The organism is Pseudomonas sp. RHF3.3-3 (assembly GCF_048069595.1).
In the GTDB taxonomy this organism is placed as follows: domain Bacteria; phylum Pseudomonadota; class Gammaproteobacteria; order Pseudomonadales; family Pseudomonadaceae; genus Aquipseudomonas; species Aquipseudomonas fuscovaginae_B.
The window spans coordinates 6,790,530-6,804,812 of record NZ_CP182250.1 but is presented as its reverse complement, the minus strand read 5'-3'; the positions used below and the strand labels follow the sequence as shown (position 1 = coordinate 6,804,812).

The 14,283-nt window shown below is 66.5% G+C and carries 11 protein-coding genes; 7 read left to right on the top strand and 4 right to left on the bottom strand.

The features are described from left to right. The first annotated feature begins 49 nt into the window (after positions 1 to 49). From ACMGT0_RS30020 to ACMGT0_RS30000, 5 genes are all read left to right on the top strand, one after another. On the top strand, positions 50 to 205 hold the full coding sequence (locus ACMGT0_RS30020; protein WP_160319861.1) for a hypothetical protein: 156 nt from the start codon (positions 50 to 52) through the stop codon (positions 203 to 205). A 224-nt stretch (positions 206 to 429) separates the two neighbouring features. Then, the gene (locus ACMGT0_RS30015; protein WP_273823307.1) at positions 430 to 1,689 is read left to right on the top strand and encodes an HlyD family secretion protein; all 1,260 of its coding nucleotides are present in this window, start codon (positions 430 to 432) and stop codon (positions 1,687 to 1,689) included. Next, entirely contained in the window at positions 1,686 to 3,851 is a 2,166-nt protein-coding gene (locus ACMGT0_RS30010; RefSeq protein WP_416770886.1) for a peptidase domain-containing ABC transporter, read from the top strand. Before ACMGT0_RS30015 ends, ACMGT0_RS30010 begins: the two co-directional genes overlap by 4 nt. Further along, positions 3,848 to 4,849: a hypothetical protein gene (locus ACMGT0_RS30005; protein WP_416770885.1), complete on the top strand. Its 1,002-nt coding sequence runs from the start codon at positions 3,848 to 3,850 to the stop codon at positions 4,847 to 4,849. Before ACMGT0_RS30010 ends, ACMGT0_RS30005 begins: the two co-directional genes overlap by 4 nt. Then, positions 4,846 to 6,243, top strand: a complete 1,398-nt coding sequence (locus ACMGT0_RS30000) for an efflux transporter outer membrane subunit (protein WP_416770883.1) — start codon at positions 4,846 to 4,848, stop codon at positions 6,241 to 6,243. Before ACMGT0_RS30005 ends, ACMGT0_RS30000 begins: the two co-directional genes overlap by 4 nt. A gap of 7 nt (positions 6,244 to 6,250) precedes the next feature. On the opposite strand, the gene ACMGT0_RS29995 is transcribed toward ACMGT0_RS30000, so the two are convergent. Next, on the bottom strand, positions 6,251 to 7,615 hold the full coding sequence (locus ACMGT0_RS29995; RefSeq protein WP_416770881.1) for a GTPase/DUF3482 domain-containing protein: 1,365 nt from the start codon (positions 7,613 to 7,615) through the stop codon (positions 6,251 to 6,253). Continuing rightward, the gene (locus ACMGT0_RS29990; protein WP_416770879.1) at positions 7,608 to 8,987 is read right to left on the bottom strand and encodes a DUF2868 domain-containing protein; all 1,380 of its coding nucleotides are present in this window, start codon (positions 8,985 to 8,987) and stop codon (positions 7,608 to 7,610) included. Before ACMGT0_RS29990 ends, ACMGT0_RS29995 begins: the two co-directional genes overlap by 8 nt. Before the next feature lie 83 nt (positions 8,988 to 9,070). Between ACMGT0_RS29990 and ACMGT0_RS29985 the strand changes: the two genes are divergently transcribed. Next, complete coding sequence (locus ACMGT0_RS29985) at positions 9,071 to 9,583, top strand: dihydrofolate reductase (RefSeq protein ID WP_416770877.1); 513 nt, start codon at positions 9,071 to 9,073, stop codon at positions 9,581 to 9,583. Positions 9,584 to 9,668: 85 nt separating this feature from the next. Here ACMGT0_RS29985 and ACMGT0_RS29980 read toward each other — a convergent pair whose 3' ends face one another. Then, positions 9,669 to 11,060 carry an L-cystine transporter gene (locus ACMGT0_RS29980; protein ID WP_054058390.1) on the bottom strand — a complete coding sequence of 464 codons (1,392 nt, stop codon included), beginning with the start codon at positions 11,058 to 11,060 and terminating at the stop codon, positions 9,669 to 9,671. Between the two features lie 243 nt (positions 11,061 to 11,303). Between ACMGT0_RS29980 and ACMGT0_RS29975 the strand changes: the two genes are divergently transcribed. Continuing rightward, the gene (locus tag ACMGT0_RS29975) at positions 11,304 to 12,359 is read left to right on the top strand and encodes a phosphorylcholine phosphatase (protein ID WP_054063552.1); all 1,056 of its coding nucleotides are present in this window, start codon (positions 11,304 to 11,306) and stop codon (positions 12,357 to 12,359) included. Between the two features lie 70 nt (positions 12,360 to 12,429). Here the strand turns inward: ACMGT0_RS29975 and ilvD are convergent, their stop codons facing one another. Continuing rightward, a complete protein-coding gene (ilvD, locus tag ACMGT0_RS29970) occupies positions 12,430 to 14,277 on the bottom strand; it encodes a dihydroxy-acid dehydratase (RefSeq protein ID WP_054058392.1) in 1,848 nt (615 codons plus the stop codon). Between the last annotated feature and the right edge of the window lie 6 nt (positions 14,278 to 14,283).

Here is a 14,283-nt window from a genome sequence, read left to right as displayed (position 1 = left end):
TTTCCTGTCGCCCCATGCCGCCTCATTCTCAAACAAGTCGAGGTTACTCATGAGCAATACTCAAACTGAAGATGTCACCGTGCAGGAAATGACCCTTGAGCAGACGGAGGAGGTTCGTGGTTCGGGTCTTCTCGCGGAGCTCGGCTTGTTGATCGATGTGGCCTATGAGTCGTTCAAGGGAGTCACGGAGAAATACAGCAACTGAGCAAGCCTGTCTTGGGCATCGCCGAATGATCGAGGCTTGGCTCCTGAACGGGGCGGATGAAGATTGACTGGCCGTTCGGTCGCCAGCGATCCCTACCGCTCCTTGTGTCACCCCCTACGTCACGGCACCACGGCTTTTGGCAGTGGGCCAGGCCCGGTTCTGTACTGGGCCTTGCCGTTCTTTCTGACGCGGCCGCATGCGCCGCGATCCGCACGGGTCCTGTCATGCTTGAGTTGGGAAAGGTGGCGCCCCGGGGAGCCTTCGCGCCACTGCTGTTCGCCTGGTTGGTCGCGGTGTTCTTCATGGCCGCCATCACGTTGCTGCTGCTGGGCAACTATGCGCGCAAGGAGGATGTGCCGGGGAGGGTGCAGACCCGCGATGTGGTGCGTATCACCAGCGAACGACCGGCCCATATCCGCGAGGTGCTGGTGCAGGCCGGCGAGTCGGTGAGCAAGGATCAGCCGCTGGTGCGCATCCGCGCCCTGGAGCCGGAAAACCTCGATGAAGACGGCACCCGGCCCATGTCCCGGCAGAGTGCGGAGCGCCTGGACAACCTGCTGCGGGACGTCGCCCGCGACGAGACCCGGGCGCGCGAATCCCATCAGGCCGGCCAGCGCTCGTTGCAGTTGCAGATCGCGCAACTGCACAAGGATCTGCAACTGACGGCAACCATCAAGCGCTCGATCCAGCGGCGCGTGCGCATCGCCCTGGACAACCAGCAGCGCCACGAGCGCCTGAGTGCCGAGGGTGCGGTGTCCGCAGCGGCACTGAACGAGGCGATCGTGCGGCACGAGGCGGCGATCCAGGACCTGGCCAACAACGACCTCGCCCAGGCCAGCGCCCGTCAGCGCATATTGGAACTGGAGCAGCGTGCCCAGGAGGCCGAGCACGAGCTGACACGCCGGCTCAGCGAACTGGCCCGCCAGCGCCATGAATTCAGCGAACGCCTGGAAGCCTTGGGCAAGAGCCAGGAGTACGTACTGTTGTCCCCGGTCGACGGCGTGGTCGATGCCGTTTCGGTGTTCCCCGGCGCGCGCGCCCAGGGCGGCCAGCCGATGATGCTGCTGCGCATCGCCGGTGGGGCGCAGGAGGCCCCCCGGGTGCTGTTGTCGGTGAGCCCGGCGGCGATCGGTTTCGCTACCGCCGGCACCGAGGTCATCGTCAGGGTCGATGCCTTTCCTTATGCCCGCTATGGTGTGATCCGCGGGCATATCGTTCACAGCAGTGCCAGTACCTATCTGGAGCCCGCACCCGGTGCCGGTGGCGAGGATCGTGACCCGGGGCCGGCCTACCTGGCCGAGGTGCAACTGGACTTCAGCGACCCGCGTACCCGTATCCATCGCGAGTGGCTCAAGGACGGCATGACCCTCAGCGGCTCGTTGCGCCTGGAACGGCTCAGCCTGATGCAGTGGCTGTTCCTGCCGGTGCTGCGCGGGTTTGAAGGCAACCCGGATTACCTGCGTCAAGCGGACAAGGCGGCATGAGCCGCTTCACCCAGGTGCTGCGTGATGCCCTGGCCCGTGCGCGGCATGGCTGGCGTGGGCGGGTCCCGGTGATTTTCCAGGATGAAATATCCGAATGCGGCCTGGCCTCCATCGCCATGGTCGCCGGTTATCACGGCAAGGCCCTGAGCCTGAGGCAACTGCGTCGGGACTATCGGGTCGCCCGGGATGGCATGTCGCTGTTCCAGATGATCAGGGTCGGCGAGGCGCTGGGCTTCGCCTGTCGCCCCCTCAGGCTCCCGCTCAAGGGGCTCCGGCAGTTGCGCACGCCCTCGATCCTGTTCTGGCACAACATGCATTTCGTGGTGCTGCAGTCGGCTGGCGCCAAGGGCGTACACATCGTCGACCCGGCGGTGGGGCGGCGTTTCTACCGCTGGGAGGAGGCGTTGTCGATGTTCAGTGGCGTCGCCCTGGAGATGGTCCCCGGCCTGGCCTTCACCACGCGGATCGAGGCCCGTCCGCCGGCGGTGTTCGGTGTCGCCGGGGTGTTGTCCCGCAACCCCTGGCTGTGGCGCTACCTGCTGCCCATGGGACTGTTGTCGGTGCTCGGCTATCTGGGAGCGATCGCCGCGCCGAAGTTGTTCTCGCTGACGGTGGACGAGGTGGTGACGAAGAACGACCAGGACCTGCTGTTCCTGATCCTCTACGTGTTCGGCGGGATATTCCTGTTCAAGACGGTCGCCGCCTGGTTGCGGGCGGTGCTCGACACCCGCCTGCGCATCGCCCTGAGCCAGGACCTCTCCACCGGGGTGATCGCCTGGTTGCTGCGGCTGCCGGCCAGTTACTTCGAGCGCCGTGCGGCGGGCGATATCCTGCGGCGTACCCAGGCGACCGACAAGGTTTTCCTGACCTTCACCGCCGGCTGGATGGACATTGCCATCGACCTGGCGTTCGGCTTGGCCTTCCTGCTGCTGATGGGGCTGGTCAATGTGCAACTGGCGTTGCTGTCGCTGTTGTTGTGCCTGCTGTTCTTCATGGTACGCGGCCTGACCCTGCCGATGATGGAGCGCGACCACCAGCGCTCCATCGAAGCCGAGACGGCGCGCAACGTGACCCTGTTGGGGACCCTCGACTGCATCGAGTCGGTCAAGCTCTACAACCAGGAAGCGGTACGCCTGGCGAACTGGAGCAACCAGCACACCGACACCGAGATCGCCCGGGCCAGCGTCCAACGCCTGCAGGCGATGAACCAGGTGGTGCACGAGGGTCTTTCCCATGGGCACTCGCTGCTGGTCAGCGCCCTGGGCGCACTGGCGGTGCTCAACGGCGAGAACAGCGTCGGCGACCTGTTCGCCTTCGTGCTCTACAAGGACATGTTCATGGGCTGCGCGCTGAAGGTGGTCGACCGCTATATGGGGCTGCGCCTGGTGACGGTGGAGCTGCGGCGGATCGACGATATCGTCGACGAGGCGGCCGAACCGACCGAGTCCAGCGTCTACAGCGCAGGCCCCCTGGAGTCGGGTCAGGCCCTGCGCAGGGTTCGCCTGGACGACGCGTGCTTTCGCTACAGCTCGTTCGACCGGCCGACCTTCGAGCACCTGCATTTTCAACTGGCGGGGGCTGCCCGGCGGATCGCCATCTTCGGCCCTTCGGGCTGCGGCAAGAGCACCCTGCTCAAGGTACTGGCCGGGTTCTATCCGCTGGATGCCGGGCAACTGCGCATCAATGGCCTGAGCCTGCGCCAGTTCGGCCTGCGGCGCTATCGCCAATGTGTGGCCTATGTCACGGCCCATGACGAGATCATTGCCGGCTCGGTACTGGAGAACATCGTCATGGACAGCGACGGCAGCGACGCCGCGCACCTGAAGGCTTGCGTCGAACAGGCCGGGCTGCTCGACAGCATCCTTGGCCTGAGCAATGGCTTCAACACCCTGGTCGGGAGCATGGGGGTGCAATTGTCGTCCGGGCAGAAACAGCGCCTGCTGATTGCCCGGGCACTCTATCGGCGGCCGGAGCTGTTGCTGCTCGACGAACCCACCTCGCATCTGGACCCCGGCGCCCGGGATGTGATCATCGAGACCATCCGCCGTTTGCCGATGTTGTGCGTGATCGTGACCCATGACCGTGCGGTGGCCCTGGCCTGCGACCAGATCTGGCTGATGCGCCAGGGCAGCCTGCGGCCCCTGGGCAGGCGTCGGACATGACGCAATGGCGGTCGCGTTGGTCGATGCGCGGTTGGTTGCTGCGGCTGGGCCTGCGCAGGCGCTTGCGCGAAGCGCTGCTCAGGGGGGCTGCCCGTTGCCTGGGACGATGGGGCGTGCGCATGGGCTTGCCGGTCGTTCCGGCACTGCTGGCGCGGCTGCCAGTGGCCTGGCGGGGGCCCGCCTACCCGCGCAGCCTGCAGAACCTGGCCCTGTTCGGGCTGGAGCCGGACGAATGCCGGGAGCGGGCCTGTCGCCACAGTGCGATCAGGCTGCAATGTGCGCTGGTGGAGCACCTGTACCCGCGCCATCGGCCGGTTCGGTTGCGGGCGTGGATTCGTTCGATCGCCTGGGTCGATCCCCATGGGCTCTGGGCGCGCTCGGCTCCGTTGCTGGTGCTGGCCCATACCGGCGAATACTGGATGGCGGTGGCCTGCCTGGTGGAGCGTCACGCCGAGGCGACGCGGTTCGTCATCCCCATCTGGAATTTCAACGACGAACTCACCCGCTCATCGCTCAAGAGCCTGGAGGCCTTCGGGCACCAGGTGGATATTCTCGACAGCCGGGCCCCGGGCACGGCGCTGGCGCTGGCACGGGCGATCCGCCGCGGCGACCGGGTGATCATCTTCGCCGACCTGCCGGTGAGCATGGGAGGCCTGCGCAGCGGAGAGCCGACCGGGGGCCACCTGTTCGGGCGCGCGGCGCAGTTCGTCAAGGGGCCGATGTTCCTCGCCGCGAAGCTGGGTTGCGATGTGCTGTTGGCGGGGCATCGGGTGCAGTTGGGCGGACCGGGGCAGTTGCACCTGATCGAATGGGTTGCCAGTGCGCCGGCGGCACAGATGCAGGTGTCGTGGGCCAGGGCGATCGAGCGCTTTCTGCTGGAGTCACCGCAAGACTGGTTCTACCTGTCACGCATGGAGGCATTTTTCCAGCGGCAGCAGGGCCCGGCGCAAAGGCTGGCGAGCCTGCCCGCCGAACTGCTTCGGCGTGGCTCCCGGTGAGTGTCGGCAGAGCGTTGCTGGCGGCCTGGGTCGTGGGGCTGGCTGGCTGCTCGCTGGTCCCCGAGCAGGAGCCGCCCGTATTGCCGGTGGCCGAGCGCTGGCGGGAGTCTACGGATGACGAGGCGCAGTTGCCGCCGTGGCGGGTGATGTTCGCCGATGTCGAGTTGCAGGGGCTGATCGAGCAGGCCCTGGAGCATAACCGCGAGGTGCGTCTGGCGGTGTTGCGTGTCGATGAGGCGCGGGCGCTGCACGGTGTGGCCCGGGCCGATCAGTGGCCGGCACTGGGCATCAATGCGGGGACGCAGAGGCGTGGTGTTTCGGCGCTCGATTCGCCCAGCGGTCAGTCGCTGGTGCGCGAGCAGGGGCATTTCCGGCTTGGGCTCACGGCCTTCGAGCTGGATCTGTGGGGGCGGGTCCGGGCCCTGCGCGAGGCGGCCGGCCAGCGTCTGGCGGCGAGCCGGGAAGATGTCCTGAGTGCCCAGCTCGGCCTGGTGGGCGAGGTGGCGGCGGCGTTTTACGAATACCTGGCCCACGTCGAGTTGGGCGGACAGAGCCAGGCGTCCCTGGAGCAGGCCCGGGCCGCAGCGCGTCTGATCGGTCGTCGCCAGGCGCTGGGCCTGGCGAACGAACTGGAGCTGCGCCAGGCCGATGCGTTGGTGCTGAGCCTGGAGGCCGAGCTGGCCCAGACCCAACGGGAGCTGAGCCTGTCGCTGAACAGGCTGGAGCTTTTGGTGGGTGCGGCCGTCGATGGCGACCGGCTGGCGGGCCGGGCGGGCGGTACGTCATCGATGCTGAGTGAAGTCGCGCCGGGGCTGCCCTCGGATCTGTTGCTGCGGCGCCCCGATATTCGTGCCGCCGAGGCCCGCCTGCGGGCGTTCAATGCGCATATCGGCGCGGCCCGCGCGGCCTTTCTGCCGAGTATCAGCCTGACCGGGCTGTTCGGCCTGAGCAGTCCACAACTGGGCCAGCTGTTTTCCGGTCAGGCCCGGGAGTGGTCGTTCAGTCCGCAGCTGGATCTGCCGCTCTTCGACATGGGGCGACGCTTTTCCCAGCTTGATCTTTCCCGGGCCCAGCGCGAGATTGCCCTCGTCGAGTATCAGCGGGTGATCCAGCAGGCGTTTCGCGAGGTGGCCGACGCTCTGGGTTCGAGTCGCCCGCTGGCGGCCCGGCTCGCTGCGCAGCAGCGTCTGGTGGACAACGAGGCGCGGCGGGCCGAGCTGGCGCAACGGCTCTACGAAGGCGGGTTGAGCAGTTATCTCGAAGTACTGGACGCCCGGCGCGGCTTGAACAGCGCGCGGCAGACGCTGGTCCGCGTGCGCCTGTCGCAGACCACCAACCGCATCGCCCTGTATAAGAGCCTGGGGGGTGGCTGGCCGTCGGTGGCGCCCGAGTGAGCCGCCGTTACAGGTCTTGCTGCAGCGTCTCGATCTGCTCCTGGCGTTCGGCCTGGCTCAGCTTCGGTTGCGGGTTCAGCGATGACCACTGCGGGTGGGCCCGTGCCTTGTGCAGGGCGGGCGGCAGCTTGCCTTCGCGCCAGGTCGTGTCGGCGGGCGCTGCCAGTTGGATGCGCTCCAGCGCCGCATGCCCCCGGGCCTCCAGTGCCAGCAACAATTGCCGCTGACGTAGCGCGAGCAGGCGCAGCACGCTGTCGTCGAGCGTCAGCTCGCGCTGGCCCTTGAGCTTGCCGAGCAGGCGGTTGCCGTAGCCGCGGGCGGTCTGCAGGGCACCGCCGGCAATGGCGCCGGCCAGGGCGGCGGCCCCGAGTGTCAGGCCGCCGACCAGCAGGTCGACGCCGGCTCCCGCTGCGGCGCCGGCGGCGATCCCGCCGCCGACCTTCACGCCCAGTTGCTTGAGGGTTTCCGGGTTGAACAGGTCGTCGCCCCAGCGCCCGTCGAGCAGCGGCAGGTCGCTGGCGGTCGCGTCGTCGCTGCGAAAGGCGTAGAGCTTGAGCAGCGCCTCGACGCAACGTTGCTCGCGCTGACGCACCGCCTGGCGCAGTTCGGCGATGGCGTTGCTTTCGGCCGTGGCATCGCCGGCCACCTGGCGCCGGCAGGCGGCGCAGTCAATCAGCAACTCGGCGATCAGCCGGTTGGCGCCTTGCCGGCGTGCCTGGCGTTGCGCTTGCAGGTCATGGACCAGGCGTTCCAGCTGTGGCCGGGAACCTTCCAGCAACAGCGCGAGGCTTTCGTAGAGGCGGCGCTCGCCGTCCTCCGGTGGTGCGACGCTGTCGAAGCGCACCAGTGCGTGCAACCCCAGGCGGGCCAGGGCCTGGCGCCAGTCGTTCTCACGCTGGGTGGCACTGCTGACGAAGTTGAGCACCGGCAGCAGCGGTTTGCCGCAACTGGCGAGCACCGACAGTTCGTCGCGGTACTTGGCCAGTACCGGCTCGCGGGCATCGATCACGTACAGTCCGGCATCCGAGGCCAGCAACTGGCGCAGCACCTTGGCTTCCTGTTCGAAACGCTGCCGGGCCTCGCTGCCGTCGAGAAAACGGTTGACGCGGGCCGGGCCGTCCAGGCGCTCGCCAGGCCGGTCAAGACGTTCGAGGTAGTCGAGCAGGGCGATGGCGTCTTCCAGACCGGGGGTGTCGTACAGCTCCAGCAGCGGTTCGCCGTCCACCGACAGCCGCGCACCCTCGACGTGGCGCGTGGTGCTGGGGCGATGGGAGACTTCGCCGAAGCCGACGTCCCGGGTCAGCGTACGCAGCAGGGAGGTCTTGCCGACATTGGTGTGGCCGACTACGGCCAGTTTCAGCGGCTTAGTCATGGCCGGTCTCCAGCCACATGAGCGGAGCGCTGTCGGCGAACGGCAGCTCGAGCTGTTGCAGGGCGTTGTGCCAGTCGCCGAGGCGGTCGGCGTCCAGCGCCTGGCCGGGCGGTGCCTGCAACAGCCAGACGCGGGTGGCGGCGGCACTGCGGGCCAGTTCGGCGATCAGCGCGAGGCTGCCGCGATCCGGCGAGCGCCGTGGGTCGCAGGCGATCGCCAGGCGGGACGGCGGGAAGCGGGTCAGCTGTTCGAGCAGTTTCTGCCGGGATTCGCGGCTGTCGAGAATTCCGGCGTCGCGGACATCCTTCGGCAGGGCGGGCGGCCAGGGGCGCTGGTCGTCCAGTTCGACGGCCACCAGCAAGGCGCCGGCGCTGTCCTGGTCGGTCACTCCGGCCTCGGCATTGGGCAACTGCGCGGGCGCGGCATCGTGGATGCCCAGGCGTTCGCTGCTGGGCATCAGGCGTTCGCGCAGGTGGGCGTAGCCGGGCAGGTTCGGGTCCAGTGCCAGTGCGCGCACACCGCTGCGCCAGCGCCATAGACACAGCAGCGCCAGCAGCAGGCGGGGCAGCAGGCCATAGACCAGCAGCCCCCCGACCAGCCAGCCGGCCCAGGCCTGGCGGGCGTTTTCCAGGTTGAGGGCGGCATTGCCGCTGGCGCGGATCATGGCCTCGCCGGGTACGCTGAAACCCAGCAGCGCGGGCAGGGCGCCGAGGCCCTGGGTCAGGCCGACGAAGGTGTCGCCGCCGAGAATGGTGGTTTCCCAGACGAAGCCGTAGCGCCGGGTGGCAAGCAGCGTCAGCAGCACCACCAGCGCACAGGCCAGGGCCAGCAGCCACAGGCCGTGGACGACCACGCCGATGGCCCAGCGGTTCAGGCGTCGGCGTTGCAGCAGGAGCACCAGCGCCGGCACCAGTTGGACCGTTTGGGCATCGCGGGCGAGTTTCTCGCTGAGCCACAGCCACAATCGGCCCAGGCTGGCGCCGTGACCGCCGGCGAAGAGCAGGCCCAGGGCCCAGCTCGCCAACAGCAGCAGGTTCAGCCCGAGCAGGCTGCCCAGGGCCCAGAACACGTTGACCGGCAACTGGCCGTTGCCCAGGGCGGCGAAGGCCAGCCCGGCGCCGCTGAGGATCACCAGTACGGCGAGCAGCAGCAGGGCCAGGCGCGCACCCTGCAACCAGTGGTGCAGGGCGGTGAGCTGGCCGTCGCGCTCGGCGAGCCAGAGCGCGCGGTGCTGGATGCGGGTCGCCAGGTCGCCACCGGCTGCGCGGGCGCGACGATTGGCTTCGAGGTCTTCCAGTGGCCCGGCCTGTTCTTCGCGCAGGCGCACGGTTTCGGTCAGCCAGAGGCGTTGCAGGGGAGTCGGTTCAGTCACGCGCCATCCTGTTGCGGGGGAGTGCCAGAAGCATAACCGCTGCGGCTAGTGCCTGCACCCGCGTGTCGGGTATCCTCTTCGGCATGAAAACCAAACTTCCCCTCAGCCTGATCGCGGCCCTCGCGGAAAACCGCGTGATCGGCGTCGACAACAGCATGCCCTGGCATTTGCCGGCGGATTTCAAGTATTTCAAGGCCACCACCCTGGGCAAGCCGATCATCATGGGGCGCAAGACCTGGGACTCCCTCGGTCGGCCGTTGCCGGGGCGGTTGAACCTGGTGGTCAGCCGCCAGTCCGGGCTGCAGTTGGAAGGTGCCGAGGTGTTCCCGTCGCTGGAGGCCGCGCTGGTGCGGGCCGAGGCGTGGGCGCTGGAGCAGGGTGTCAGTGAACTGATGCTGATCGGTGGGGCGCAACTCTATGCCCAGGGGCTGGAGCAGGCCGATCGCCTGTACCTGACCCGGGTCGGCCTGAGCCCGGCGGGCGATGCCTGGTTCCCGGAATTCGACCTGAACCTGTGGCAGCGGGTTTCCGACGAGCCGCATCCGGCGGAGGGCGACAAGCCGGCGTTCAGCTTCGAGGTGTGGGAGCGGGTCTGAGTTGCTGGGCGTGGTGACGCCGAGCGTCACCGGCAGCGTTCCCACGCGGAGCGTGGGAACGATCAGTACTTCCTGCAAGGGCTGATCAGGCCTGTGCCAGCTCGGCATGCTCATCGGCATCCAGCAGGCGTTTGTCGGTCTGCTTCATCATCTGGCTGGTGAGGGTGCCGGCGGTCATCGAACCGCTCACGTTCAGCGCGGTACGGCCCATGTCGATCAACGGTTCCACCGAGATCAGCAGCGCCACCAGCGACACCGGCAGGCCCATCGCCGGCAGCACGATCAGCGCGGCGAAGGTCGCGCCACCACCGACGCCGGCCACGCCCGCCGAACTCAGGGTGACGATGGCCACCAGCGTGGCGATCCACAGTGGGTCCAGCGGGTTGATGCCGACAGTCGGTGCCACCATCACCGCCAGCATTGCCGGGTACAGGCCGGCGCAGCCGTTCTGACCGATCGTCGCACCGAACGAGGCGGCAAAGCTGGCGATCGACTGTGGAACTCCCAGGCGACGGGTCTGCGCCTCGATGTTCAGCGGGATGCTCGCGGCACTGGAGCGGCTGGTGAAGGCGAAGGTCAGCACGGGCCAGACCTTGCGGAAGAAGCGCAGCGGGTTGACCCCGGCCAGTGACAGCAGCAGGCCATGGACCACGAACATCAGCCCCAGGCCGAGGTAGGAGACCACCACGAAACTGCCGAGCTTGATGATGTCCTGCAGGTTGGAGCCGGCCACCACCTTGGTCATCAGGGCCAGCACGCCGTAGGGGGTGAGCTTCATCACCACCCTTACCAGGCGCATTACCCAGGCCTGCAGGGTGTCGATGGCGTCGATCACCTTCTGGCCCTTTTGCACGTCATCCTTGAGCAGTTGCAGGGCGGCGATGCCGAGGAAGGCGGCGAAGATCACCACGCTGATGATCGAGGTCGGCTTGGCCCGTGCCAGGTCGGCGAAGGGGTTCTGTGGAATGAACGACAGCAGCAGTTGCGGCACGTTGAGGTCGGCGACCTTGCCGGCATAGTCGCTCTGGATGGTCTGCAGGCGGGCCATCTCCTGGGTACCGGCCACCAGGCCTTCGGCGCTCAGGCCGAACAGGTTGGTCAGCAGGATGCCGATCAGCGCGGCGATGGCGGTGGTGAACAGCAGCGTGCCGATGGTCAGGAAGCTGATCCGGCCCAGGGCCGAGGCATTGTGCAGGCGGGCCACGGCGCTGAGGATCGAGGCAAACACCAGCGGGATCACGATCATCTGCAGCAACTGCACGTAGCCGTTGCCCACCAGGTCGAACCAGGCGATGGAGGCCTTGAGCACCGGGTTGCCGTCGCCGTAGACGGTATGCAGGCCAATGCCGAACGCCACGCCCAGGGCCAGGGCGAACAACACCTTGCGGGCCAGGCTCCAGGAGGTATGGCGGGTTTGTGCCAGGCCCAGCAACAGGGCGAGGAACACCAGCAGATTGAGAATCAGCGGCAGGTTCATGAAGACTCCGGAAACGATGAGTGCCAATCACTCTGGGGCGGTGATTGTGAACCGTTCAGCCTAACAGCTTGATATATATAGATTTAATATCTAAATGGAATGTCGACTGTCGCTTTTGGAATAAGCCGATGACGCTGGGGCGTATGCCGGTGGCGGGATCAGGACGCGGGCGGTCGTCCTCGGATGAGAACTGTCATACGGATTTGTTAGCGTCACAGACTTTCATCCAGGAAGATCCCGCCCATGAAATTCGCCCCCAAACTCCTCGCCGCCGCACTCTGCCTGGGCCTTGCCGGCCAGGCCTATGCCACCGAGCTCAAGCACTGGCCGCAGGATCAGGCCAAGAAACTGGAGGCGATGATCGCCGCCAATGCCAACAAGGGTAATTTCGCGGTGTTCGACATGGACAACACCAGTTACCGCTACGACCTGGAAGAGTCGCTGCTGCCGTACATGGAGAACAAGGGGCTGATCACCCGCGATACCCTGGACCCGTCGTTGAAGCTGATCCCGTTCAAGGACACCGCCGACCACAAGGAAAGCCTGTTCAGCTACTACTACCGCCTCTGCGAAATCGACGACATGGTCTGCTACCCGTGGGTGGCCCAGGTGTTCTCCGGTTTCACCCTCAAGGAGCTCAAGGGCTACGTCGACGAACTGATGGCGTCGGGCAAGCCGGTGCCGAGCACCTATTACGATGGCGATGTGGTGAAGAACATCGAGGTGCAGCCGCCGAAGGTCTTCGCCGGCCAGGTCGAGCTGTACAACAAGCTGATGGAGAACGGTATCGAGGTCTACGTGATGACCGCCGCCTCCGAGGAACTGGTGCGCATGGTCGCGGCCGATCCCAAGTATGGCTACAACGTCAAGCCGCAGAACGTGATCGGTGTGACCACCCTGCTCAAGGACCGCAAGACCGGCGAGCTGACCACCGCGCGCAAGCAGATCAGCGCCGGCAAGTATGACGAGAAGGCCAACCTCGGCCTGGAACTGACTCCGTACCTGTGGACCCCGGCGACCTGGATGGCCGGCAAGCAGGCGGCCATCCTGACCTATATCGACCAGTGGAAAAAACCGGTACTGGTCGGTGGCGACACCCCGTCCAGCGATGGCTACATGCTGTTCCACAGCGTCGACGTGGCCAAGGGTGGCGTACACCTGTGGGTCAACCGCAAGGACAAGTACATGAACCAGCTCAACGGCATGATCAAGAGCAATGCCGAAGCCCAGAAAAAGGAAGGTCTGACGGTGACGGCGGACCAGAACTGGGTGATCGTCAAGCCGGAAGAGATCCAGTAAGACCGGGTTGCTCAGAGCAGGCAGTAAAAAGCCCGGCACTTTGGCCGGGCTTTTTGTTGGACGACGGTGCTTACGGCACCAGCTTGTCGAGCATCGCCTTGTCGCGCACCGCGCCCTTGTCGGCGCTGGTGGCGAGCAGGGCGTAGGCCTTCAGCGCGCTGGTGACCTTGCGTGGACGCTGTTCGGCCGGTTTCCAGCCTTTCTTGTCCTGCTCGACACGGCGGGCCGCCAGTTCCTCGTCGCTGACCAGCAGGTTGATCGAGCGGTTCGGAATGTCGATCAGTACCTTGTCGCCATCCTGCACCAGGCCGATCGCGCCACCGGCAGCGGCTTCCGGGGAAGCGTGGCCGATGGACAGGCCCGAGGTGCCGCCGGAGAAGCGGCCGTCGGTCAGCAAGGCGCAGGCCTTGCCCAGGCCTTTGGACTTCAGGTACGAGGTCGGGTAGAGCATTTCCTGCATGCCCGGGCCGCCTTTCGGGCCTTCGTAGCGGATGATCACGATGTCGCCGGCCTTCACTTCGTCGGCCAGGATGCCGCGCACGGCGCTGTCCTGGCTTTCGAAGATCTTCGCGTTGCCTTCGAACACCAGGATCGACTCGTCGACACCGGCGGTCTTCACCACGCAACCGTCGAGGGCGATGTTGCCGTACAGCACGGCGAGGCCGCCTTCCTTCGAGTAGGCGTGCTCGACGCTGCGGATGCAGCCGTTCTCGCGGTCGTCGTCGAGGGTCTCCCAACGGGTCGCCTGGCTGAAAGCGGTCTGGGTCGGGATACCGGCCGGGCCGGCCTTGAAGAAGGTGTGCACCGCTTCATCGTCGGTCTGGGTGATGTCCCAGTGGGCGATGGCCTCGGCCAGGCTCCTGCTGTGGACGGTCGGCAGGTCGGTGTGCAGCAGGCCGCCACGGGCCAGCTCGCCGAGAATGCTGATGATGCCGCCGGCACGGTGCACGTCTTCCATATGGTACTTCTGGATGTTCGGCGCGACCTTGCACAGCTGCGGCACCTTGCGTGACAGGCGGTCGATGTCGCGCAGATCGAAGGCGACTTCGGCTTCCTGGGCGGCGGCCAGCAGGTGCAGGATGGTGTTGGTGGAACCGCCCATGGCGATGTCCAGGGTCATGGCGTTTTCGAACGCCTTGAAGTTGGCGATGCTGCGCGGCAGTACCGAGTCGTCGTTCTCGCCGTAGTAGCGCTGGCACAGCGCGACGATGTCGCGACCGGCGCGCAGGAACAGCTGTTCGCGGTCGGCGTGGGTGGCCAGGGTCGAGCCGTTGCCCGGCAGGGCCAGGCCCAGGGCTTCGGTCAGGCAGTTCATCGAGTTGGCGGTGAACATGCCGGAGCACGAACCGCAGGTCGGGCAGGCGCTGCGCTCGTACTCGGCAACCTTCTCGTCAGAAGCGTTGGAGTCGGCGGCGATGACCATCGCGTCCACCAGGTCCAGGCCGTGGGAGGCCAGTTTGGTCTTGCCGGCTTCCATCGGACCGCCGGAGACGAAGATCACCGGGATGTTCAGGCGCAGGGCGGCCATCAGCATGCCGGGGGTGATCTTGTCGCAGTTGGAGATGCAGACGATGGCGTCGGCGCAGTGGGCGTTGACCATGTACTCGACGGAGTCGGCGATGATCTCGCGGCTCGGCAGCGAATAGAGCATGCCGTCGTGGCCCATGGCGATGCCGTCATCCACGGCGATGGTGTTGAATTCCTTGGCGACGCCACCGGCGCGTTCGATTTCGCGGGCGACCAGTTGGCCCATGTCCTTGAGGTGGACGTGACCGGGTACGAACTGGGTGAAGGAGTTGGCGACGGCGATGATCGGTTTCTTGAAGTCGGCGTCTTTCATCCCCGTGGCGCGCCACAGGGCGCGGGCACCGGCCATGTTGCGGCCGTGGGTGGATGTTTTCGAGCGGTAATCAGGCATGGAGCA